We start from the raw sequence: 24,659 nt of genomic DNA on the forward strand, positions 1-24,659 counted from the left end.
CTCTTTCGTTCTTTGAATTAATACTATACAAGTTAATGATTGTAAACTTAGGATGGATATAAAAAATAGGCGAAACTATATTAATATCAAGGGTTTTAGCTCTTATCAAAGTTCGTTCTTAACCGAAAGTTTAGTCCTTCGAAGTCGCCTACTTTTCATATACTAACCGTTGTGCGTTAGCTGAAAAAACATTGAAAAATTGAAAATAACCTGTGATAAATGTTCAAAATTTGGACTACAATTTAAGTCTGAAAATATTGAACCGAATGAATATATTGAGGGAAATCCCAAAGCTGATATTTGGATTGTTGGACTTAATCCAAAAAACGATATTGGACACGTAGAAATGCGGACAAAAGAAGATTTTAAAAATTTTGACCCAGATTGCCATAGGTATTTTAGTGATTTCAGAAAAGCATCACCAAAATTGTATGATAATTGGAAAAGTGAAAAAAGTAATATAGCTCACACAGATTTAGTCAAATGTTTTTCTCAAACTTTTCCACCACCAATAATGGAAAATGAAACTAACGTAAGAAAAGCTCACATTGAGATAATTGATAATTGCAAAGAGCATTTAATTCAACAACTGAATAAGAACAGACCGAAACTAATAATATGTAATGGTTCAAATGTATGTTGGGAAATAATTAAATTCTTTCCGCCCGAAAATGGAACTGATTTAAAGTTTGTAACATCGTACAAAACGCAAGTTGAATTAAAAAATGGAATTCACGAATTTTGGATTGTACTTTCAGGTTTTATTGGTCGAATTGATGACAGAAATAAAAGAAGATTGGGAAAAGAAATCGAGGAAATTATTGAAATTGAAAATATTAGATTAAATTAATCGAAAAAAGCCGAACGCACAACAATGGCTATAAGTAATTGCTTGTTCTCGCCTACTTCCGAAAATCTTCGCGGATTTTCAGTTTGGTGTGTACTTGCAAAGTTAAGTACTAAACCACGCAACTACTCATAGCCTAACCGTTGTACCACATTTGAGAAAATCACTATAGAATTGAAAAAAGACTACATTTTTGAATCTGAAAGACTTGGATTTCGTAATTGGACTGAAAACGATTTGACCGAATTTGCAAAAATAAATGCGGATTTGGAAGTTATGGAACATTTCCCAAAACCATTGACCGAAAAAGAAACTGCGGAATTTATCGACCGACTTAAAAAGCACTATACAAAAAACGGATTTAATTATTTCGCAACTGAAATTTTAGAAAGTGGAGAATTAATCGGATTTATCGGTTTGGCATTTCAAGATTATAAAACTGACTTTACGCCTGCTGTAGATATTGGCTGGAGACTGAAAAAAAGTGCTTGGGGAAATGGATTTGCAACTGAAGGAGCGAAAAAATGCCTTCAATTTGCATTTAACGAACTGAATTTAGAAAAAATCATTTCAACGTGCACAGAGAAAAATTCTAAATCAGAAAATGTGATGAAAAAAATTGGAATGAAAAAAATCGGAGAATTTAAACATCCGAAACTAAAAGAATATCCAGAATACGAAAAATGTATTTGTTACGGAATAAATAAAAACGTGTGGCAACACCGTGTATAGCTCGTTGCGGAAAAATCCACACGGATTTTCCCGCAACGAGCCATACACAAAACCGTTGTAGAGCATAGGTAAAAGAGAATACATTAAATGAAAAATCTAATAATAGTAATAAAGCTCCTTTTTTTAGTCAATGTGGGTTGGTCCCAATCGGGCAACTGGGATGTCTACATGGCACAGTATGATGACGGTTCCGGGTCTACTACACTAAACATGGATTTGATAAAATTGGCTCCTAAAAAAGATTTACCATTTATTGTCATTACTGGAGTAACAACCGAGAATTGTCGTGAGGATGGGTTTCCTGAAAGTACGGAATTTGAAAAACTTTACAATATTTCAGATTCAATTGTAGCGAAACTTAATAAAATAACAAAAATAGAGCTTGCTGGCACATTTACTTACCAGTGCGAACGTCTAAACTATATATATGTCGCTGATACAGCAACTATTCTAACTGAACTGACTAAATTATATAAAACGGAATTTCCCAGCTTTAAAAACTACATCAACATTAAAGCTGATAAAGATTGGAAAGCCTACCTTAAATTCCTTTATCCGAATGAGGAAACACAAGAATTCATGGCTAATGAAAAGGTATTGATACAGCTTAGGCAAGCAGGTGATAATCTCGAAAAACCTAGACAAGTAGATCATTGGATTTACTTTGCCAATAAAAAAGACAAAAATTCATTTGTCGAATCAATCAAAGAAGAAGGATTTAAAATAGAAGCTGAAAATAAATTACAGGATATTGAATTGCCTTATCAGTTGCATATATCAAGAATTGATTATGTAGTTCCAAATGAAATAAATAAGACTACTCTCAGCTTAAGGAAAATAGCGAAAAAGTATTACGGTGAGTATGACGGCTGGGAAACATTCGTAATTAAAGAATAAAAACGCTCTACAACAAGGTGTATAGTGCATACCCTTCGGGATACGCACCATACACAGAACGTTATGTGGCATAATATAAAGACCCCAAGTGATAACTGAAGCTGAAATAATAAGACAACCACAATCTGGAGAATACAAAGAGCGTATCTATGACATTGAAGATTCATGGAAATCTCAAAGTTGGACATGGGTAAAGTTCAAAGATGACTCGGATAGTGATTGGTGTGGCCAATTTAGAGGTGCACAGCGTAAAGTTTCTATTTCAAAATTGTTAGGTACTGGATTAATATTAACTTCTGATTTCTTATTTGAAATTGATTTAAAAAATGGAGACATACTGAATTTTGAAGATCAACCTCAGTATCATAATTTAACCACTGCCCCTGATGGAAGCTTTATTCTAGCTGATTATTATACTATCGAAAGAATAACTCATAAATTGGAAAGTAAGGTGGTTATAGAAAGTCCTATAAAAATGGATATGATTGAATTTAAAGAATGGGATGATGATATGCTAGTATTTACTTGTGATGAATTTTTAAACTGGGAAAGACATTTGGAAATGATCTACGATAACGAAATCAATAAAATATTAATGAGACGAAAGCCACATAACAACAAATAAACAAAATAGTGCCGATAGGACTCAAGGTTGCGCTACTTTTCATATACTAACCGTTGCAGCAAACAAACAATACAAATGAAAGGTCTAATAATACTAATTTTAATTTCAATCCCCTTTATCCTCAATGCTCAGGACAATGGGAACTATCACTCTCTGGAAAAGGCCTTGTTGGCACCAGAAAAAGTGACTTCACTGACTTTGTCAGTTGCTGACAATCAAAAAGTATTTGAATCCTTGGGGAAATTCGTGAATCTGCAAAGGCTGCAAATTGGCGCTAGTGGATTAACGCAGCTCCCTGAATCTATTGGAGATTTGAAAAAACTCCGCTATATCAATTTACGTCTCAATAGAATTGCTACTCTTCCCGAATCAATTGGGAATTTGGAAAGTTTAGATACTTTAATCTTAACCTTTAATATTCTTTCCAAATTGCCTGCATCCATTGGCAAGCTTCAAAATCTTCAATATTTAGATTTAGCCCATAATCGACTTACCATTTTACCAGAATCTTTTTTCAAGTTAAAAAGTTTGGCCTATTTGAGTTTATATGATAACAGATTCGAGCAACTTTCGGATGCCTTTGGAGAATTGAACAACCTGGAGAACCTTGAACTGGCGCATAACCAAATTACAGTATTGCCCAAATCAATCGGAAAATTATCAAATTTGAACAGACTTACAATAGGCTCCAACTATTTGAAATCTCTACCAGAGGAAATAGGTAAACTTTCTCAATTAACCCAATTATCCCTTTCCGATAATCTACTAAAACAACTACCCGAATCCATGGGGCAACTGCTTCACCTAAAAGAACTCTTTATCAGAGGCAACTATCTAACCGAATTTCCTCCATTTATCTGCAAAATGAAATCCATCGAATACATCTCCATTTCTCAAAATGAAATTGCATCAGTTCCCATCTGTTTGAAGGATCTGCCTCATCTACGGCACTTGGTGCTACGAGAAAGTTTCCTTCCTGAAAAAGAAAGAAAAGAGCTCATCAAACAACTCCCGAATTGTGAAGTTAGTTTTTGAGTAGATTTAGGAAAAGAAAAACACCTAATAGATGATGAACCGAAAACCTATAGTTTCTAGACAGGACCTGAGTTTTCAGCGATTTTTTATGTATAAAGAGATATAGGTTGTATAAAGCACATTAATGTGTTTTATACAATTGTTAGTGGCAAGTGTAAAATGACAACTGGCAGATGACGAAAATTTATTCATACGTATTGCGAATAGACGATGGAGCAGCACCAAATCCATTTTGGCAAGTTTGCACCTTGACAATTTGCAAGCCTGCAATTAGACGAAACGCACAAATTGGTGATTGGGTAATTGGAACAGGTTCAAAAAACACGAAACTTAAAGACGGAAAAACATATGACTTTTCGGACAGTATTGTATATGCAATGAAAGTTACCGACAAGAAAACGTTAAAGGAGTATGACCAGTTTTGTAAGAACAATTTAACAAAGAAGATTCCGAAATGGAAAACAAAAGACTGGCGACTTCGTGTTGGTGATTGCATTTACGACTATTCAATAAACTTCGATCCGACAATTCGAAAAGGTGTTCACAATGAAGGTCACAGACAAAGAGATTTAAGTGGACATAACGCCTTGCTTTCTGACCACTTTTACTATTTTGGCGTTGAAGCAAGACAACTTCCGACAGAATTAAAAGAACTAATAAAGAAAAATCAGGGACACAAGAAAATTGAGAAGTCCGACCTCATTCAAGAATTTGAAAAATGGATAGGACAATTTAAGAAAAACAAATTATATGCTGACCCTCAAATGAGATGGCTATTTGACAGAGAGTTGTCAGATGATGAAGTTTCAGCTTGTGCGAAAGAAAAATTAGAAAATAACGAAGACGATAATGAAGAAACAGTATGCTGACAAAAACACCAGCCGCTAACAAAGTACATATTGCAGGGCGAGGTCGGTGATTCGCTAACTGCGGATTCTCATTTCGCAGTTCCGTGTCCTTCGGACAGGAACGCTCTCCGAAATCCGCCCCGACAACATCTACCAACCGTTATAAACAATAAAAGATGAAATACATTCTACCCATATTTTTCATTGTATTAAGTTTTCTTTCATTTTGCCAAACTGACACCATAAGTAGAGAGGAAATCGCAGAAATGTTTCTTGAAATTAATAAATCTGATCAGACCCACATAGGCAAAAAAATTAGAGACACTTTGTTTATTAAAAACTTCAACCAAATAATTGATCTAATTAAAATTCAAGGATACCCTAAGTTCTCAAATGTGAAAAAGAATAAAAAATTAAATCAATCTATCGAAAGTGGAACTAGGAGGACATTTGTACATATTTTACAAACTAAACCTGAACTATTATTAAATGAAGAAATAATTGATATTATCAGTAAAGAAGTTTCTGAACAAAGACTTAATGCGGAATTATTGAAATTCGCTTTGTCTGTTTATCAATATGATATTGACACTGGAAGGATTGTCTCCTGGAGTAAATTAGTCGAAAATAATTTTTATCTAGCAATACAAAAGTGGGAAATAAAACTGTATGAGTTAAAAAAGAAATAAAAGTTTGTAACACTATGAAGAACTGGATGACACTATTTTGTTTATTAATCTCGCTACAAAGTGTGGAACAAGAAATAAATAATGAACTTGAGTTTACGGTGATAAAGGAAACTCTTCCACAAGTGTTAGATGCGAATCCGACCTCTTTAGTGAGCTATTTAAAAGGTGGAAAGGTTTATGAGTCGTTACTCTCAACAACCTCTATCTCCCCTGATTCTAATCAAATAAAAGCCGAACTAGATCTACTCGCTGATTCGATAGCTGAAGTTCTAAAGAATACTAAAATAATTATCCAACTTTCGGATACGCTTTTTACGTATAAGTATTCACCTACTTATATGCATTTCAATTTTGGTGATGGTTGGGTTGATACATTTGATTTACGGGATAGCAGTACCTGGTCAATTGAATATGAAGACTTAGTAGAAGTTTTTCAGACCAATCACGAATACCGAGGACTTTCAAAACCGATTGACCTTGAATTCATAGAGCTAATTAAAATGCATATCAACTCAATTTCTAATGAGGACATTCCTATAGACATAAATAAACTAAGCAGTTCAAACTATTCATTTACTACTGTTCTTCCGCTAAATCACGACTCATTATGGCACCAATCAATGCTATTGAAAGGGATACGTGTTTTCAGACCAGTCTTTAATTCATCAGAAGATAGGGCTTGTTATTTATTTTCTTATGAAACAAGAACTGATCCATGGCGGGAGTTTGTTTTTGTTGAAAAAAAGAATGGGAAATGGTACTTTCTTGAATCGTATGGTAGCAAACACATTGACAAAAATGAAACCTGGTTTAAATAATATACATAACAGCACCTCACACATCATGCGGGTTTAGTTGCTTGTGAGGAAGAACTAAAATTGAAGAATTAATCCTTATTTTAGAAAATAATTTTGGTAGCAATCCGCACAGTGCGTAGTTCACGACCGTTATAGGCAAATAGAGACCAGCAAACTATTAAAACTGGGGAGTAACTGAAAATCCTAAAGAGTAAGAAAACAAAAAAATGAAAAATGAAAAAATTATTTTACTTCTTATTTGTATCAGTAATTATGATTTCTTGTGGAACGAAAACTGATAGACTTCAATTTTCCCAATTTGAAATTAAGGATGAAAATGGAACTACAGGAATTACTGTAAGTGAAACAGGAAAGATTAAAATTAGTGGAGAAGAAATTGGGGAAATTAATAAAGACGGAACATTAAATGACAAAGAAGGCCAATTGTTAGCAAAAATCACAGAAGACAACATCCTTCAAGATAAAGATGGACAAAGCCTAATTAAAATTGACCAAAATGGAACAATGGATAATGGTTCAGGAACATACATAAAATGGACAGATAGCGGAGAGCTTCTAAAAGGAACTGAAAAAACAGGAATGACTATTTCACCTGTTGATAAGAAGACATTTCAGTCTGCTTCAATCATTTTATTTTTATACCTGAATTTTCAATAAAATATCTGCCTATAGGCAATGCGTGTGAAGGTGCATTTATCGAAGCAATTACACAGAACTATTTTTTCGATAAGTGGAAAATAGAGTTCTTTGAATTCCCGTACTGCGCGTAACCGATTCGTTGGCATTCATCTGAAAAAAAATGGAACTAGAAGAAAGAAAATTAGACAATCCTGTTTGGAACTCTTTAAATGAAACCCATGAAAGCCTTTCTCTGGAATATAATGGAATTAAATTTTATAAACCGTCCTATTGCCCTTTTGGAGGTTTTATAAAACCCGATAATCTAGTAAAAGGTATAAGCGAATATTCGGACCTGATTAATAATTTTTATGTAGTTGGAGAAAAGCCACTATTTGATAGTAAATTAACATTACATAAAAACTTAGTTTGTAATCAAATGATTCTTGATAAACCTATCAATATTGAGATAAATGAGCAGATTATAGAATTACAAACCGAAGATCAAAAAACGGATTTGTTTGATTTAGTTAATACGATTCAACCAGGTTATTTTAACAATAAAACATCTGATTTAGGAAAGTATTTCGGAATATATAAGAAAGAAAAACTAATTGCCGTAACAGGAGAAAGAATGAAAATGAATGAATTTACAGAGATAAGTGCTGTTGTTACTCATCCGGAACATACAGGAAAAGGTTATGCAAAACAGTTAATAAGGCAAACGAGTAACCTAATAATTGACGAAAATAAAATTCCATACTTACACGTAGCTGAATCGAATATTGGAGCGATTAAACTTTATGAAAAATTAGGGTTCACAACTAGACGGAAAATAAGTTTTTGGAATTTAAAAACAACCTAAAAACGAAATGCCAACAATGGCTATATACGTAATACGGGGTTTGTGCATATTTATAAAGTCCTCCAAATCCGAAAATTATTCTATTTTTAATCCCTAACCATATAAAAACTGTTGTAAACAAGCTAAAAAAATGAAATTCGATAGTAAAAAAGATACATTATTCAGTATACTAATTCTCGGAACCAATGCATTCCTGATTGGAATTACAATCGTTGGAATTCTAAACGGAGAAATGGAAAAAGATGAATATTGGACTTTACTAATTATCGCTGCAGTCGTTGGACTTCTCTTTTGGCTGTATTTCGGAACTAACTATGAATTGACCAAAAAAGACGGACTGGTATACAGAAGCGGACCATTCAACGGAAAAATAAGCGTTGACCGAATAACTGAAATTATAAAGGGAAAAACACTTTGGGTCGGATTTAGGCCAGCAACTGCTAGAAAAGGGCTGATTGTGAAATATGATAAATACAATGAAATCTATATAAGTCCAAAAACAAATGAATCTTTTATTAAAAAGATATTGGAACTGAACAGACAAATAAAGATTACGGAATGAAAAGCCTTCCTGCAACATGGTATAACCGCAAAATAGTAACTTTAACCCCATAACTGACGGTTATAATAGACCGTTATACACACATTTGAACAATATGACACAAAGTTTACAATCGGAATTAAGACCACATCTGGAAAATGGTGAAAATATATTGTGGACTGGGAAACCGAAAAGTGGAGTTGTATATAGACAAGCGGACATATTTTTAATTCCATGTAGCATTTTATGGTGTGGATTTGCCATTTTCTGGGTAATTATAGCTTCTCAAGCTGGAATATTTGCTTTGTTTGGAATCCCATTTGTAATTATTGGACTAATCTTCGTCCTGGTTGCTAAACTACGGTTAGCCGCATAGTTATCAACCATTTGGAAAAGACAATTCAAAAAGAATGAAAAATACGATAGGATGTATATTATTAGTTCTAATTTCTTGTCAAGCCGAACAAGAAAAAGGTATTACGAAAAAATCAAGTTCTTCACAAACCAATGAGTTAATAAACAACAACGACAGTTTGTTTATACTTAATGAAAAAAGTAGTAAAAATTTTGTCAGAATTATTCCACCTAAAGATTCTGATTTTGAATTTCCGGATAGTTCTGCGAAAACTGAATCATATAAAAATGGTGATTTTAATGCTGATGGAAAAGAAGACATATTAGTTAATTTAGGTGCTTGCGGAACTGGAGGCTGTATGTATGGCTTATTTTTAAACCAACACGACAATTTTTACAAATTAGTTTTTATGGGTTACTTGAAAAATGCTGAATTTAAAGTAGAAGAAAACGGACTATGGACTATCCAATCATCTGAAGAACTTGAACCATACCATCCATCTAAAATTCAAATAACAACTTTTAAATTTGACAAAAGAAAATATGAGTATAAACTGGATACAACATTTATTCATTACGATAAAGAAGTGGAACAAATGTTGGATTGATAAAAACGAGTCGCTAACAACCATAGCCTGGCGTTGAGAACAAGCAAAAAATGACGAATAATATGGGACTATTTTGACAATCTTATTACTGTTTTTAGCTAAAAGTTTTGTTGTTGGACAAAATATACAATGACTTAAAAATGAAAGTACGGAAAGTCATGTGGTTAATCAAATACTTGTCCTTCCGAATGAACATTTACATTGAAAATCAAGCCTACCTAAAATCTGCCAAACGTAATAATTAAAAAACGAAACAGAAAACAAATGAAATTAGCATCAATTGATAACCAAACTAGAGATGGACAGTTAGTGGTTGTAAATAAAGAATTAACCAAGGCAGTTAAAGTGCCGGAAATAGCAGAAACCATGCAATCTGCAATTGATAATTGGTCAGAAACACAAAATAAATTGCAAGAAGTTTATGAGCAATTAAATGCCGGAAAACTAAAATCCGCTTTTGATTTCTCTACAGTAAAAGTGATGGCTCCAATCCCAAGAGCGTATCACTGGGCTGATGGAAGTGCCTACGTTACTCACGTCGAACTTGTTAGAAAAGCAAGAAATGCAGAACTACCTGAATCCTTTTGGACAGATCCATTAATGTATATGGGAGCTTCCGATGCATTTATTGGAGCAAACGATGACATTGAAATTGAAAATGAAGATTGGGGAATTGATTTTGAATCTGAAGTTGCTGTTATTACAGATGACGTTCCTGCAGGAGTAAGTTCAAAAGAAGCCCTAAAACACATTAAATTAATAACGATAATCAATGATGTATCACTAAGAAACCTTATCCCCGGCGAACTTTCCAAACAATTTGGTTTTTATCAATCAAAACCTTGGACAACATTTGCGCCAGTAGTTGTTACTCCTGATGAACTTAACGATGACTGGAAAGATGGAAAACTTCATTTGCCATTATACTCTACCTTGAATGGAAGTCTAATTGGTTCACCAAATGCTGGTGTTGATATGACATTTGACTTTGGACAATTAATTGCTCATGCTGCAAAAACACGTTCGTTAATGGCTGGAACTGTAATTGGTTCAGGAACTGTTGCTAATCAGGGAAGTCCAAATGGTTCAAGCTGTTTAGCAGAAGTCAGATGCTTGGAAATAATAAAAAACGGAAAAGCTTCTACTCCATTTATGAAATATGGAGACAGAATTGAAGTGGAAATGAAAAGCAAAAACGGAAAGTCAATTTTTGGAAAAATAAATCAAGTAGTTAAGGAATATAAAAAATAACTGAATATTGCAGTAATGGTAGAATCTATGCCATGAGGATATTGAAACCAGATCCGTGAGTAGCCAATGTAGATATTTTAAAATAAAAGTATTGACAGATCATGGAGCAGATATAATGAAAGAAAAACTTTCAAGAAAAAAAATCCCGGGAGAAAACTCCCGGGATTTTTTTCCGCTTATTTTATCTATCTCGTAAATAAAACTTCTCTCATTTTTGGAAGTGGCCAGATTTCATCATCCACAAGCAATTCTAACTTATCTGCGTGATAACGAATCTCATCAAAATAGATTCTTACTTTATCACAATACGCCTCTGCCCGTTTCTCCATATCTTCAATCTTGTTCGCATTCTTACGCTCCTGAAGCATGGCATCTACCAATTCTTTCAACTTATTCAAGTGATGGGAAATGTCTTTAATAAGACTAATTTGCGTGACACACAACTCGCGCCCCTCTTTATCCCCCATTACCTCAATCATTCCTTTAACATTATTGATGAGTCGGTTCTGATACTCAATAACAGCAGGAATCAAATGATTCTGAGCCAAATCCCCCATTACACGACCTTCAATCTGCACCTTCATCACATACGCTTCGTATTCTATTTCCTGACGGGCATGTAGTTCAACAGGTGTTAAGATTTCCAATTCACTAAACAATGAAAGTGTCTTTTTGTCCGTTAATACTTTTATTGCTCTTGGTGTATCTTTAAGATTTGAAAGTCCTCTTTTTTCTGCTTCTTTCACCCATTCATCTCCGTATCCGTTCCCTTCAAAACGAATCTTTTTCGAAGCTTTGATCAAACGCTGTAATTCTTTAAGAATGGCTTCGTCCTTATTCTCCCCTTTCTTAATACGACCGTCCACATTCATTTTGAACTCCCGCAATTGCTTGGCAACTATAGCATTCAAAGCGATCATTGCCGAAGCACAGTTCGCAGAAGAACCTACCGCTCTGAATTCAAATTTGTTTCCTGTAAAAGCAAAAGGAGAAGTTCTGTTACGATCTGTATTATCCAGTAAAATCTGAGGAATTTTTCCGATATTCAGTTTTAACTCTGTCTTATCTTCCGGTGTCATTTTCCCAGCCTTGATACTCTTTTCAAGATCATCTAAAACTTTGGAAAGATGCGATCCTAGGAACACAGAAATAATAGCCGGAGGCGCCTCATTTGCTCCTAATCGGTAATCATTTGATGCCGAAGCAATAGCAGCCCGTAACAAATCTGCATTTTCATTAATTGCTGCAATTGTATTGACAAGGAATGTCAGAAACTGCATATTGCTTTTCGGGTTTTTACCCGGACGTAACAGGTTTACTCCTGTATTTGTTGAAAGTGACCAGTTGTTATGTTTTCCCGAACCATTAAGTCCTTTAAAAGGCTTTTCGTGCAATAATACTCTGAAGTCGTGACGACGTGCTATCTTTTCCAGCAAATCCATCAATAACAAATTGTGATCATTTGCCAGGTTTGCCTCTTCAAACATCGGAGCACACTCAAACTGATTAGGAGCCACTTCGTTGTGTCGTGTTGTCACCGGAATTCCAAGCTTAATCGCTTCAATTTCAAAATCGCGCATAAACGCAGTAACACGATCCGGAATTGAACCGAAGTAATGATCATCCAATTGCTGTCCTTTTGCAGGAGCGTGTCCAAACAACGCTCTTCCTGTCATCATAATATCAGGGCGCGCATTGAATAGTGCTTTGTCAACAAGAAAATACTCCTGCTCCCAACCTAACGTTGTATTTACTTTCGAAACGTTTTTATCAAAATACTGACATACTTGCAATGCGGCATCTTCAATAGCCGCAAGCGCTTTTATCATCGGTGTCTTATAATCCAGTGCTTCACCTGTATACGAAATAAAAATTGTCGGAATACAAAGTGTCTTACCAATAATAAATGCAGGTGACGACGGATCCCATGCTGTATACCCTCGTGCTTCGAAAGTATTGCGAATCCCTCCATTTGGAAAGGACGAAGCATCCGGTTCCTGCTGAACCAACAAATCACCTGAAAAACGCTCAATCGCTCTACCTGCCGAAAGCGGGTGGAAAAAAGCATCATGCTTCTCTGCTGTAGCACCTGTCAATGGTTGAAACCAGTGAGTATAATGCGTAGCTCCCTTGGAAATAGCCCAATCCTTCATGGCAGAAGCAACCTGATCTGCGATCTTTCGGTCAATGCTGGCACCATTATTAACAGCCGCCATAACAGAATCATATGCTTCCTCCGTAAGGAACTCACGCATTACCTCCGCGTGAAAAACATTCTGACCAAACAACTCGGAAATTTTCCCTTCGAAATTAAATGGCTTGGGAACTCGATGGAGTACATCGTTTAAAGCCGCTTTTCTAAATGATGACATATTTTTTGTATTTACCAGACAAAAATACAACAGTTTAAACACGAGTCAAGTCAAAAAATACACTTTTTTTCAACATACCCCCATTAAAAACATATTCAAACCATAAAAAAGCAACAATTTAAAGGAAGTACCCCCTAAAAAACAAGGCGAACATCAAAATATGTAAAAAAAATCAAAACTACTATATAATTATAGTATCGACTCCACTACCTCCTCCCCCTATTTTGTCATCCCCGTGTTTTTTACTAATTTTGTTTCTGCACAAACAAATTATCAAAATAACATCTATAAACTTATGTTGTTGAAACATTACTTATTAAATTCTTATACAAACAATTATTCAAAACATATAAATCCAGTACTACTATGAACGCAATAGACCTGATTATTTTCATCATCTATGCGCTCATCATGTTATTTATCGGTTTTTTCTTTTACCGTAAAAACAAAGGTGTAGATGATTATTTTGTTGGTGGTCGTCAAATGAGCAGTTGGCACGTGGGACTATCGGTCGTAGCAACAGATGTTGGAGGAGGGTTCTCCATCGGGTTAGGAGGCCTGGGTTTTACAATGGGAATTTCCGGTTCCTGGATGCTTTTTACAGGACTTATCGGAGCCTGGGTAAGTGCTGTTTTACTGATCCCCAAAGTGAGTAAACTTACCAAACAGATCAACTTACTCACCTTTCCGCAGATCTTTAATCATTATTACGGTGCCCGAACAGCTCTTGTGGCTGCCCTAATTTCATTTATCGGTTATTTAGGTTTTACCAGTTCTCAAATACTGGCCGGTGCTAAACTGGCTTCTGCTACATTTCCTGAAATTGATTTTACAACACTACTGGTTTCGATGGGAATCTTTACTGTAGTGTATACAGCGATAGGTGGACTGAAAGCCGTAATTTTTACCGATACAATACAGTGGATTATTCTAATGGCCGGATTACTTTTTATCGGATTACCGGTTGCCTATTATGCTGTGGGTGGTTACGATGCCATAAAAGCTTCTATTCCGCCGGAATTCTTGAATTTCGACAATATATCCTGGAGTCAGATCGTTAACTGGAGTATTATTATTATTCCTATCTGGTTTATCGGAATGACCCTGTACCAGCGTATTTTTGCCTGTCGAAATGAAAAAGACGCGAAAAAGGCATGGTTTATCGCCGGATTATTTGAATGGCCGATCATGGCACTGCTCGGAGTTTCATTAGGTTTAATCGCCCGGGCTGCTTTTGAACAACAACTCCTGCCCGGAATGGATGGAGCTGATCCTGAACTGGGACTTCCTGTTCTTCTCGCAACAGTATTACCTGTAGGACTTCTGGGATTACTTATGGCTGCCTATTTTTCAGCAATCATGTCAACAGCTGACAGCTGTCTTATGGCTGCTAGTGGTAATTTTGTTACAGACTTACTCGGGAAATTTGTAAAACTCTCTGACGATGCAATTCTAAAGATTTCACAGTGGTCAACACTTGTATTAGGCTTTCTTGCAGTATTCATTGCCGTGCAGATGACAAGTGTACTGGAACTCATGCTTCTCTCCTACTCTTTTATGGTATCGGGGTTATTTATTCCGGTATTAGGCATACTTTTCCTCAAGAAACATTTTTCTGCAGCCGCCCTCTCAGCTATGCTTGCGGGTGGTGGGTCTACCGTTATCCTTCACCTTGCTAACGTAAAATTACCTTACGAACTGGATATTAACGTTATCGGGCTCACTATTTCATTGCTTACTTACGCTACCATTCATAGTATTTATAGTAAAAAAACAAATTTAATAGCTAGTAAATGAAAACACATGTAATTACACCGGAAACAGGAAAAAACGCTACTTTCAACGATGAAAAGATTGTAGATTTCCTTTATACACATTTGGATCAATACGGTGATGAAAAAGAAGACATTCAAAAATGCATAGACTATGTCTTTACACCGGGACGCGGAGGAGCTATCTATCTGGCAGAGGAAGACAATTCCATTGTGGGAGCAGTTATTGTTAACCATACCGGGATGCATGGCTATATCCCTGAAAACATTTTAGTCTACATTGCTGTTCACCAGAATCAGAGAGGAAAAGGTACCGGAAAAGCTCTTATGCAATTAGTAACCGATCACTGTAAAGGAGATATTGCACTTCACGTAGAGAAAGACAATCCGGCAAAATTCCTGTATGAAAAATTTGGTTTCACCAATCCTTATCTTGAAATGCGTTTGAAAAGATCCTGATCATGGATGAACTCATGCAATTGCGACATCTGATTCATAAACATCCCGAAATTTCAGGTGAAGAAAAAAATACAAAAGCGCGAATTATTGCATTTTTCGAACAATTTTCAGGTTGCAAAACAATTGATCTAAACTCAGCAGGAGTTGCTTTCAGGTTCTTTGGAAAAAAAGAAGGGAAGCATTGTTTGGTTCGTTGCGAACTGGATGCTCTCCCCATAAAGGAAACAGAAAACAAACCATACAGCTCCGTTTTTGAAAATGTGGCTCATTTGTGTGGCCACGACGGACACATGGCTATTGTTTGCGGAGTCGGGAAATGGCTTTCGGAACATTCAATCCAGACCGGGATTGTCACACTACTCTTTCAATCTGCCGAAGAAACAGGCAAAGGGGCACGAAGTGTGATTGAACATCCATTATTTCAGGAGCAACTCCCTGATTATTGTTTTGCATTACACAATGTTCCCGGATTTGAAAAGCATACAATCGTTTGTAAAAATGATACTTTTACGCCTTCCGTAATCAGTATGATTATTCGGGTACAGGGGGAAACATCACATGCCGCAGAACCAGAGAAAGGAAAAAATCCGACACATAGTATAGCCGGAATTATAGAGCGCGTACTTCAATTAAATTCAAGCACCGCATCCGAAGAAAGCGACTTTTGTATTGTAACACCTATTTATACACGGATCGGTTCGCAAGCTTACGGAACCAGTGCCGGAGAAGGAGAAACACACTTTACCATTCGTACCTATTCCAATAAAAAAACAAACAAAATCACCGAAAAAATCAAACGAATCACCGAGCAATATCTAAAAAATACAGGAATGCACGCTACTTTCTCGTTTCTGGAAGAATTTGCTGCCAATGAAAACGACAGCACCTGCGTTGAACTGATAAAAAATGCGGCAAGTGATCATAAATTCAATTACATCAATAAACCAGCTCCGTTTTCCTGGGGAGAGGATTTTGGTCTGTTTACTCAGAAATTCAAAGGAGCCATGTTCGGATTAGGAGCTGGTGAAGACACTCCCCCTCTACACCATCCCGACTACGACTTTCCCGACACAATTATTCAAACAGGTGTACAAATGTTCACCTCATTAATCCAAAAAGTGACGAACGAATGAAACAAACTTCGCATATCGAATTACATGCTGAAAATTACAGAAAAAACATCTCCTTTATCCGGGAACAAATCGGATCCGGTTGTCAATTATCATCTGTAATAAAGGGAAATGCATATGGTCATGGAATTGAAACATTTGCTCCTTTAGCTGAAACGTGCGGAATCAATCACTTTTCGGTATTTAGCGCCTACGAAGCTTATCGGTTATCAAAAGTAAGTAACGGAACTAGCACCATTATGATTATGGGAGTTGCTGATTCGGACGAAGAACTGGAATGGGCAATCCATAAACAGGTGGAATTCTTTGTTTACGATACAGACCGATTGCTGCATGCCATCCGATGTGCCAAAAAACTCAGGAAAAAGGCATTCATACATATCGAGCTGGAAACAGGAATGAACCGGACAGGTTTCTCCTCCTCCGATCTCTTACAAGCTGTTTCTATCATTGAAGAAAATAGAGATCACCTTGTACTCAGAGGTCTTTGCACACACTTTGCAGGAGCGGAAAGTATTGCCAACTACTTCCGGATTAAGCAACAAATCATAAGCTTTTCCAAATTCAGGAAATTTCTTCTCGGTCGAAACCTGAATTTTGACTATCAGCACCTCGCCTGCTCTGCTGCCATTATTAATTACCCGTCAACCATTAACAATATGGTTCGTGTTGGTATCATGCAATATGGTTTCTGGCCAAACCGTGAGACACAAATGAAACACTTCACAAAGGTTCAAAGCCACGAAAACCCACTCCATCCGGTAATATCATGGAAAAGCAGGGTGATGGGAGTTAAAGATGTGCGTGAAGGAGAGTTTATCAGTTACGGAACAAGTGTACTGGCTGAAAAAAATATGAAAATAGCAACTATCCCAGTTGGGTATTCGCATGGATTCAGCCGATCGTTAAGCAATCAGGGAAAAGTCCTTATCCGGGGCAAACGACTGGACGTTACGGGTCTTGTTAATATGAATATGTTAATTGTAGATATCACAAATGCTCCCGAAATTGAAAAAGGAGATGAAGTCGTTCTTATCGGGAATCAGGGAGATTTAGCAATATCGGTTGCTTCTTTCGGAGAGCTTAGTAATCAGTTGAATTATGAATTACTGACACGACTCCCAGAAGAAATTCCACGTCATATAGTCTATTGATTTTTTAACACAGTTCAACGGAGAATTTGTCAGATTTCTTGTAACCGGAATGATTTTTGTTCTTATTTTAGTTCAAACAAACGAAGAATCATGATTAAATACTTTCTGGCAATAGTTACTTTTTTCCCTTTCCTCTCCATCTCTCAGGATATGGACAACTATCATTGGGAAGATGAACTTTTATCTATTTGCTCGGTTTCAGATACTTCTGAGTTTTGTTTCGTGAATCCCGGTCGTATTCAGTCCGAGAAGTGGAACGAACTGGCCCAACCTAAGTTCTGGCAAAAAATTATGCGTCTTTCGCCGGATTCCTGTGTCATTAATATCGGAGCAACGCGAGAGATTATTGCCGTTATGAGTCTGGCAGACTGGGATAAAAAAAGTGAAGATGAAAAAGATACCTATCGGGATTCCGTTCGTGCTGAACGCGGTATGGCTGCCGAAGAAAAAGTATTTATGACTACGGGGAAAAATGATTTTTACCATTTTAATGCGGTTATCCCGAGTATTTCGAAAGGAATAGAAGTATTTAATCAGAATGGTGTGGATCCGTGGTATGCACAAGCAATACTTATGATCGAAAGTCCCGGAAAACTGGCAAAATCGAATGTAGGAGCGTATGGCCCTTTTCAGTTAATGAAAGCTGTAGCTATCAAGCAGGGTTTAACCGTAAATGGAGCTGTTGATGAACGAAAAGATTTTGAAAAATCAGCCTGGGCAGCAGGAAAACTGATTAAAAACGTTTGTATTCCCGAAGCCAAACGCATCCTGAACGGACATAATTTATCCTACAATGAAAATGATCTTTGGTTCCGTCTTTTTGTGCTTCATATCTACCACGCAGGATCTGGGAATGTCTCTCAGGTAGTTAATGCTATCCAACCTACACAAGGCGGTCAGGAGCTTATTACTCAAATGTGGCAGACCAAAGCAGGAAGATTCGGAAACGCTTCTCAGAATTACTCACAGCTTGCGCTTGCTTCTTTCCTTGTATTGAACGAAATGCTGATTACTCTATAACATTCAATCCTTTGGAATAATTACCCAAGTGATGTTCTTGTAACCGATTCTTTATGTCTCAGTACAGAAAGAGCGAAAAGTTGTATAGCAATAACCATTAATATATGGCTAAGATCTTCTCTGTTCATCCAGCGATGAAGGTCATATTTTAAAAGAAAAATAAACGCGGAGGGTAAAAGAACCAGCACACCATACACTACATATCTTACCGAAGGATATCCTTGTTTTACTACCGTAACTCCGTAAATTCCGGCAAAACCAAGAAGCGTTAGAATCGTATCTATAGCGACAAATAAGAACGACCATTGACTATAAGCCAATATCAGAACAAGAAGAGCCTTCAAAAAAATAATCAATTGCCATCTCGACTTAGCTTTCGGAGAAATTTTTCGGGCTTCCAACATAGCCAGGGCAGCAAAAGAAGTAGAAACAACTCCAAAAAACCAGGGGAGAATTTTTCCATAGAACCACCAATAATTCCAAAACACATGAGATAATCCTCCGAAAAAAGAAGCTAAGGCAAAACTGATAAAGAATAAACGCCAATAGTACCCAAAAGCAGAAATAACATTCTTTGTTCTGTAATAACCATACAAACAGCTTAACATCACCAGCATATTTGTGACAAAAGCCATAGGTTCCAATAAATCAAGACCGAAAAGTACAAACTCTATTTTATCCTTCATAAGCGGCGCAAAATTAGAAAAACTTTTGCGGACAACATCAGGAATCTCTATTCGATTTTCAGCAGTATGACTACCGAGTAATTACTTAACTAAATTACGGATAATATCAGCGGTCGTGATAATCCCTGCCAACTCTTCACCATCCAGAATAAGAACAGATCTTACTTCTCCTCTTCCCAAAACTCCGGCAGCCTCTGCAATAGTTGCTGTTTTGGGCAAACTTACTACTCGTGGACTCATAACCTTCGCTACAGTAGTATCATGATACACTTTTTCGTCATCGTCCAGACTTGCACTACTCACAACCCGCATAAAATCGATCAGACTAACTATCCCCGAAACTTTGTGACCGTCAACAACCGGAACATGATGATGGAATCGTTGGTTTTCATAAATTCGCTTTAGATCTAACAACTTCTGATCGGAAGCAATAGTTACTACATCAGAAGTCATAATAGTTGCTACGGAGTCATTCAAATTCATGGCTAAATTTTTTCTCAAATTTACACTTTCAGTCACAATGGAGAACAAAACTACCCGTTTCTTTTTCATTTTCATGACAAATAACAGTTTTTTCTCTTCATTAATCCTTATTTTTGAGAGATAAACTGATAAAGTATGAAGGCAAAGACATTTTTGGAACTCATGACTCTTTCTACCAACCTGTATGTTTTGTCACAGGATGAACAAATGATGTCAAAGCTTAAAAGTTTTCTGGAAAAAGGGAAGGATAAAGTAAACGAGTTTGTAGCTGACCCTATTCTTGATGAAGAAGGTAACGAACTGGCTTTTATCGATAAACTTCTTAAGAAAGCGCATGAAGCCCGAGAAGAAATGAATCAGAAAATTGAAGAAACAGTTGCCGGACTTTATCAAAAAATGAATATTGCGCACGTTGAACAGATCAATGAATTGAATTTAAGGATTGAAGACCTGAATAAGCAACTCGCACTCGCCGAAGCCCGCATTAATCACCTCGAGAAAAAAATCAGTGAATAAACATGTGGTTATTCGGTTCTATTATCAGGCGCTTTAAAGCAATCCGCCGTTACAATCAAATTTTACGTGTTTTTGTTAAGTACGGTTTTGAGGATCTTGTCTCTTACCTAGAAGATGAAAAACGTTTTGGTTTTATTAGAAAATTACTGCCAAAAAGAGTTCTTAAAAGCGCAAAAAAGTACTCGAAGTACGAGCGCATGCGTTTGTTATGTGAAGAATTGGGACCAACTTTCATCAAGTTCGGACAAATCCTTAGTAATCGTCCGGATATGCTTCCCGCTGAACTCATTACGCAACTGGAAGAACTTCAGGACAATGTTCCTCCCCTTCCCGGTAAGATCGCAAGACAGGTTGTGGAAAGTGAGTTGAACGCTCCTGTCGAGGATTTGTTTGCCTGGTTTGAGCCGGAATCTTTCGCCAGTGCTTCGATGGCACAGGTCCATAAAGTAACTCTGAAAACCGGTGAACGGGCTGCATTGAAAATTCAACGCCCGGGCATCAGTGAAATGATAGAAGAAGATATCAAAGTGATGTATAAAATTGCTGATATTATTGTACGTAGAGTTCCTTCTGTCAAACATTTTGATCCCGTTGGATTAGTACGAAATTTTGAAAATAGTATTCGAAAAGAGCTGGACTTTATCAGAGAGTCCATTAACATTCAAAGGTTCCACGCCAATATCTTAAACGACCCCGAAGATGGCGGAATTACCCGATCGCCAAAAGTTTTCCGAGAATTTACTACCGGTAAAGTTTTAGCAATGGAATTTGTTTCCGGCATTAAAATATCAGACGTTTCGCGCTTACGAGAATCCGGGCATGATACAAAACGAATAGCTCGAAAACTGGCCATTTCGTATTTCAAGCAAGTATTCGAATACGGTTTTTTCCATGCTGACCCACACCCCGGAAACCTTCTTGTAGCTCCTTCCGGTAATATTTGTTTTCTGGATTATGGTATGATGGGTAGTATTCTACCCCGGGATATTGAATTACTTGGAAAGTTATTCATCGCAATTGAAGATCATGAAGTAAGAGCCATTATTCGAATTTTGCAGGATTTATCCGGTAATGCACCAATCAGTGACATGCATGCTTTGGAAATTTCCGTTCACGAATTCCTCCAGAGCTACGCCATACGCAACCTTCACCAGAATGAAATGAGTACGGTATTACTCGAAATCCGGGATATTGTTATCGATCATGGTTTAAAAGTACCCGGTCACTTCTTTCTGTTGGCTCGTTCAATGGTAACTATTGAAGGAGTTATAGAGCATCTTGATCCTGAACTGGACCTTGTGGAACTTGCTAAACCCTTTATGGTAAGAGTGATTCGCAAAAAGTATGACCCTTTCAAACTAACAAAGAAAGCGTTGCATTCTTTTGTTGAATTTGCCAATTATCTGGAAGACTTCCCCAGAGATCTTAAAAATGCAATCCGGAGAATAAACTCAGGACAAATTAAAGCCGATCTCACACATAAAGGGATCGATCCAATGGTACATACTTTCCACAGGATAGCAAAACAATTAATCTCATCCATTATTATTGCTGCACTGATAATCGGATCCGCCTTATTTATTATCAACTCTATTCATCCGTTGTATAACGATATCTCGATTATGGGAATTATCGGTTTATCTATTGCCGGACTTCTGGGAATAGGCATGATTCGCGACATCTTTAAAGGAGATAAGGATGATTGGAAAGGATGGAACAAATAACACAACAATTTCTAATGACAATACAGCGCCTTATATTAGGTTCCAAATCACCACGTAGACAAGAGTTAATCAGTTCAATTGGACTTCCGGTAGAAATACGTACGCAGGATGTGGATGAAACTTATCCGGAATCCCTTTCCCCTGAAGAAATACCCGTATTTCTCGCACAGAAAAAGGCTATTCCTCTAATACCTACTCTTTCCGGGGGAGACGTTCTGGTTACTTCCGATACAATTGTTGAATTACACGGCGAAATTCTGGGGAAACCATCCGATTCAGAGGATGCCTTTCGAATGTTAAAAAAGCTCTCCGGTAACACACACAGAGTGATTTCAGGGGTAACCTTTTCTTCTGTAGAAAAACAACATTCTTTTCAACGTATTACAGCTGTTACCTTCAGAGAATTGAGTAACGACGAAATCAGATATTATATTGACAATTACTCCCCTCTTGATAAGGCAGGTGCTTACGGTATTCAAGAATGGATCGGTACGATTGGCGTACTACGTATTGAAGGTTCTTACCTGAATGTTGTTGGGCTTCCGGTTGCTGACCTCATAGAAGAACTGAAAACATTCTGACTTCTTCCGAATCTCGTGCTTTTCCAATAAATAATTCAAACATTACAGCTATTTTTGTTGTGTATGGGGAAATCATCTATCAAAAACTGGGTAACAGCTTTTCGACTTCGGACACTTCCGTTATCCGTTTCCGGAATCTTATTAGGATCAATGCTTGCCTATGAAACAGGCAAATTTGACAGTTTAGTGTTTATATTGGCTCTTTCTACGGTCATTTTCCTGCAGATACTTTCTAACCTCGCAAATGATTTGGGAGATGGTATGAAAGGTACCGACAATGAGAACAGAATCGGACCGCAACGAGCCGTTCAGTCGGGAGCTATCTCGGTAAAAGCAATGAAAAAAGCGGTAATTCTGTTTAGTTTACTGTCTCTTGCTGCCGGACTTCCTTTGGCTTGGCTGGGAACCAGAGGTATGCCTTCTTCCCTCTTCTGGGTTTTTATCGTACTCGCTCTTCTCTGCGTACTTGCAGCAATCACTTACACAGTGGGTAAAAAAGCCTATGGCTATCTCGGTCTTGGAGATCTTTTTGTGTTTTTATTCTTCGGTTTACTTAGCGTTGGGGGAATATTTGTATTACTGACAAAACAATGGGACAATCTGATATTGCTTCCAGCCAGTGCAATTGGTTTGCTAAGTACTGCTGTACTCAATTTGAACAATATGCGTGATATTGAAAATGATCAGGCAAGTGGAAAGAATACACTTGTTGTAAAAATAGGAGGGAATGCAGCAAAGAAATACCATGCTTTTCTCATCATTACCCCGGTTCTTTTACTGTTACTTTTTTCCTATTTGACTGCAACACCCGGTTATTTATTCGGATTACTAGTATATGGTATATTACTCCCGCATTTGCGAACTGTAATGAAAAACCAACAACCCCGGGAACTCGACCCGGAGTTGAAAAAAGTAGCACTTTCCACTTTTTTCTTTTCCTTACTCATCAGTATCTGGATTTTAATCTAACAATAGTATACCATGAGAAGTTACCAGGTTATTCCTTTTCAATTCCCATTTAAACGTCCCGGGGGAACTTCTCGAGGCGTGATGACTCGCAAAAAATCATGGTTCCTTCGCTTTTTTGAAGAGGGAAAAGAAGCATGGGGAGAATGCTCCGTCATTGAAGGATTATCCCCTGACTATAAAAATGATGCTGATTATGAGTTACAAATTCTTGATTTTTGTAACCAATGGCAATCTCGATCACTAGACCCATCACAACTTTCTAATTTTCCTTCTATCCGTTTCGGAATAGAAACCGCTGAGAGACATCTACATACCGGAAGTGCTCTTTCTCTATTTCCAAGTGATTTCACAGAAAAAGGAAAAGGAATACCAATCAATGGACTGATCTGGATGGGGCAACCGGAGTTTATGATTCAGCAAATTGAAGAGAAATTGGGTTCAGGTTTTCGGTGTATAAAAATGAAAATAGGAGCTATCGAATGGCAAACAGAATTTTTAATTCTGCAACAACTTCGAAGCCGTTTTCCCGCTGATCAATTGGAAATAAGAGTTGATGCTAACGGAGCCTTCCAGTTTGAAGAAGCCCTTAAAGTTTTGGATCAGCTACATGATTTACAGGTTCACTCAATTGAACAACCAATCAAATCGGGGAATACTGTTCAAATGAAACAACTCTGCTCCGAAACTCCTTGCCCTATCGCTTTGGATGAAGAACTAATCGGAGTCAATACTCCCGAACAAAAGCAGTGGCTACTTGATACAATACAACCCCAATATATCATCATAAAACCATCTCTTACCGGTGGATTTACCGGAATGAAAGAGTGGGTTGAAATCGCTGAAAAATCCAATATCCCATGGTGGGCAACCAGTGCCTTGGAGTCTAATATCGGATTAAATGCAATTGCGCAATATACAGCTACCTTTGCTAATTCGCTACCGCAAGGACTTGGAACAGGAGCTTTGTATACAAAAAACATCAGCTCACCACTTTACATTAAAAGAGACGAGCTGATGTTCGATAAGTGCGGCAAGTTCGATTATTCGTTACTGGCCCAATAATCT

Annotated in this window: 26 protein-coding genes; 23 read left to right on the plus strand and 3 right to left on the minus strand. The window is 37.0% G+C overall.

Annotated features, from left to right (window positions below):
• The first annotated feature begins 199 nt into the window (after window positions 1-199).
• The 13 genes from AC4PL9_RS07585 to AC4PL9_RS07645 all read left to right on the plus strand — a co-directional run bounded on the left by AC4PL9_RS07585 (window position 200) and on the right by AC4PL9_RS07645 (window position 10,728).
• Window positions 200-850, plus strand: a complete 651-nt coding sequence (locus tag AC4PL9_RS07585) for a uracil-DNA glycosylase family protein (RefSeq protein WP_491604147.1) — start codon at window positions 200-202, stop codon at window positions 848-850.
• Between the two features lie 171 nt (window positions 851-1,021).
• Window positions 1,022-1,579, plus strand: coding sequence for a GNAT family N-acetyltransferase (locus AC4PL9_RS07590; protein WP_491604148.1), 558 nt, complete (start codon window positions 1,022-1,024; stop codon window positions 1,577-1,579).
• An 87-nt stretch (window positions 1,580-1,666) separates the two neighbouring features.
• A complete protein-coding gene (locus tag AC4PL9_RS07595) occupies window positions 1,667-2,476 on the plus strand; it encodes a DUF695 domain-containing protein (RefSeq protein WP_491604149.1) in 810 nt (269 codons plus the stop codon).
• An 88-nt stretch (window positions 2,477-2,564) separates the two neighbouring features.
• Window positions 2,565-3,101 carry a hypothetical protein gene (locus AC4PL9_RS07600; RefSeq protein ID WP_491604150.1) on the plus strand — a complete coding sequence of 179 codons (537 nt, stop codon included), beginning with the start codon at window positions 2,565-2,567 and terminating at the stop codon, window positions 3,099-3,101.
• Window positions 3,102-3,176: 75 nt separating this feature from the next.
• On the plus strand, window positions 3,177-4,136 hold the full coding sequence (locus AC4PL9_RS07605) for a leucine-rich repeat domain-containing protein (protein ID WP_491604151.1): 960 nt from the start codon (window positions 3,177-3,179) through the stop codon (window positions 4,134-4,136).
• A 173-nt stretch (window positions 4,137-4,309) separates the two neighbouring features.
• Window positions 4,310-5,005: an Nmad2 family putative nucleotide modification protein gene (locus AC4PL9_RS07610; RefSeq protein WP_491604152.1), complete on the plus strand. Its 696-nt coding sequence runs from the start codon at window positions 4,310-4,312 to the stop codon at window positions 5,003-5,005.
• 155 nt (window positions 5,006-5,160) lie between these two features.
• Window positions 5,161-5,673: a hypothetical protein gene (locus AC4PL9_RS07615; protein ID WP_491604153.1), complete on the plus strand. Its 513-nt coding sequence runs from the start codon at window positions 5,161-5,163 to the stop codon at window positions 5,671-5,673.
• Between the two features lie 14 nt (window positions 5,674-5,687).
• Window positions 5,688-6,491 (plus strand): hypothetical protein, encoded by an 804-nt coding sequence (locus AC4PL9_RS07620; protein WP_491604154.1) that lies wholly within the window; start codon window positions 5,688-5,690, stop codon window positions 6,489-6,491.
• A 213-nt stretch (window positions 6,492-6,704) separates the two neighbouring features.
• On the plus strand, window positions 6,705-7,148 hold the full coding sequence (locus AC4PL9_RS07625) for a hypothetical protein (RefSeq protein WP_491604155.1): 444 nt from the start codon (window positions 6,705-6,707) through the stop codon (window positions 7,146-7,148).
• Window positions 7,149-7,290: 142 nt separating this feature from the next.
• Window positions 7,291-7,974 (plus strand): GNAT family N-acetyltransferase, encoded by a 684-nt coding sequence (locus AC4PL9_RS07630; RefSeq protein WP_491604156.1) that lies wholly within the window; start codon window positions 7,291-7,293, stop codon window positions 7,972-7,974.
• Between the two features lie 130 nt (window positions 7,975-8,104).
• Window positions 8,105-8,536, plus strand: coding sequence for a PH domain-containing protein (locus AC4PL9_RS07635; RefSeq protein ID WP_491604157.1), 432 nt, complete (start codon window positions 8,105-8,107; stop codon window positions 8,534-8,536).
• Window positions 8,537-8,925: 389 nt separating this feature from the next.
• A complete protein-coding gene (locus AC4PL9_RS07640; protein WP_491604158.1) occupies window positions 8,926-9,477 on the plus strand; it encodes a hypothetical protein in 552 nt (183 codons plus the stop codon).
• Between the two features lie 264 nt (window positions 9,478-9,741).
• Window positions 9,742-10,728 (plus strand): fumarylacetoacetate hydrolase family protein, encoded by a 987-nt coding sequence (locus tag AC4PL9_RS07645; protein ID WP_491604159.1) that lies wholly within the window; start codon window positions 9,742-9,744, stop codon window positions 10,726-10,728.
• A gap of 185 nt (window positions 10,729-10,913) precedes the next feature.
• On the opposite strand, the gene AC4PL9_RS07650 is transcribed toward AC4PL9_RS07645, so the two are convergent.
• Window positions 10,914-13,100, minus strand: a complete 2,187-nt coding sequence (locus AC4PL9_RS07650) for a glutamine synthetase III family protein (RefSeq protein WP_491604160.1) — start codon at window positions 13,098-13,100, stop codon at window positions 10,914-10,916.
• 366 nt (window positions 13,101-13,466) lie between these two features.
• Between AC4PL9_RS07650 and AC4PL9_RS07655 the strand changes: the two genes are divergently transcribed.
• The 5 genes from AC4PL9_RS07655 (at window position 13,467) to AC4PL9_RS07675 (ending at window position 18,635) form a co-directional block, all read left to right on the plus strand.
• Entirely contained in the window at window positions 13,467-14,897 is a 1,431-nt protein-coding gene (locus tag AC4PL9_RS07655) for a sodium:solute symporter family protein (RefSeq protein WP_491604161.1), read from the plus strand.
• Entirely contained in the window at window positions 14,894-15,331 is a 438-nt protein-coding gene (locus AC4PL9_RS07660; RefSeq protein WP_491604162.1) for a GNAT family N-acetyltransferase, read from the plus strand. Before AC4PL9_RS07655 ends, AC4PL9_RS07660 begins: the two co-directional genes overlap by 4 nt.
• Window positions 15,332-15,333: 2 nt before the next feature.
• Window positions 15,334-16,464, plus strand: coding sequence for an amidohydrolase (locus AC4PL9_RS07665; RefSeq protein ID WP_491604163.1), 1,131 nt, complete (start codon window positions 15,334-15,336; stop codon window positions 16,462-16,464).
• The gene (gene alr, locus AC4PL9_RS07670; RefSeq protein ID WP_491604164.1) at window positions 16,461-17,615 is read left to right on the plus strand and encodes an alanine racemase; all 1,155 of its coding nucleotides are present in this window, start codon (window positions 16,461-16,463) and stop codon (window positions 17,613-17,615) included. Before AC4PL9_RS07665 ends, alr begins: the two co-directional genes overlap by 4 nt.
• Before the next feature lie 90 nt (window positions 17,616-17,705).
• On the plus strand, window positions 17,706-18,635 hold the full coding sequence (locus tag AC4PL9_RS07675) for a transglycosylase SLT domain-containing protein (protein WP_491604165.1): 930 nt from the start codon (window positions 17,706-17,708) through the stop codon (window positions 18,633-18,635).
• A 20-nt stretch (window positions 18,636-18,655) separates the two neighbouring features.
• Here AC4PL9_RS07675 and AC4PL9_RS07680 read toward each other — a convergent pair whose 3' ends face one another.
• Entirely contained in the window at window positions 18,656-19,321 is a 666-nt protein-coding gene (locus AC4PL9_RS07680; RefSeq protein WP_491604166.1) for a DUF6962 family protein, read from the minus strand.
• Between the two features lie 81 nt (window positions 19,322-19,402).
• Complete coding sequence (locus AC4PL9_RS07685) at window positions 19,403-19,804, minus strand: CBS domain-containing protein (RefSeq protein WP_491604167.1); 402 nt, start codon at window positions 19,802-19,804, stop codon at window positions 19,403-19,405.
• 135 nt (window positions 19,805-19,939) lie between these two features.
• On the opposite strand from AC4PL9_RS07685, the gene AC4PL9_RS07690 reads away from it, so the two are divergent.
• The 5 genes from AC4PL9_RS07690 (at window position 19,940) to menC (ending at window position 24,656) form a co-directional block, all read left to right on the plus strand.
• Window positions 19,940-20,320, plus strand: a complete 381-nt coding sequence (locus tag AC4PL9_RS07690; protein WP_491604168.1) for a hypothetical protein — start codon at window positions 19,940-19,942, stop codon at window positions 20,318-20,320.
• Between the two features lie 2 nt (window positions 20,321-20,322).
• A complete protein-coding gene (locus AC4PL9_RS07695) occupies window positions 20,323-22,044 on the plus strand; it encodes an ABC1 kinase family protein (RefSeq protein ID WP_491604169.1) in 1,722 nt (573 codons plus the stop codon).
• Window positions 22,045-22,064: 20 nt separating this feature from the next.
• Window positions 22,065-22,625: a Maf family nucleotide pyrophosphatase gene (locus AC4PL9_RS07700; protein WP_491604203.1), complete on the plus strand. Its 561-nt coding sequence runs from the start codon at window positions 22,065-22,067 to the stop codon at window positions 22,623-22,625.
• Window positions 22,626-22,688: 63 nt separating this feature from the next.
• Entirely contained in the window at window positions 22,689-23,594 is a 906-nt protein-coding gene (menA, locus tag AC4PL9_RS07705) for a 1,4-dihydroxy-2-naphthoate octaprenyltransferase (RefSeq protein WP_491604170.1), read from the plus strand.
• A 12-nt stretch (window positions 23,595-23,606) separates the two neighbouring features.
• Entirely contained in the window at window positions 23,607-24,656 is a 1,050-nt protein-coding gene (gene menC, locus AC4PL9_RS07710; protein ID WP_491604171.1) for an o-succinylbenzoate synthase, read from the plus strand.
• Window positions 24,657-24,659 lie beyond the last annotated feature (3 nt).

It is taken from the genome of Wandonia sp., from assembly GCF_984588085.1.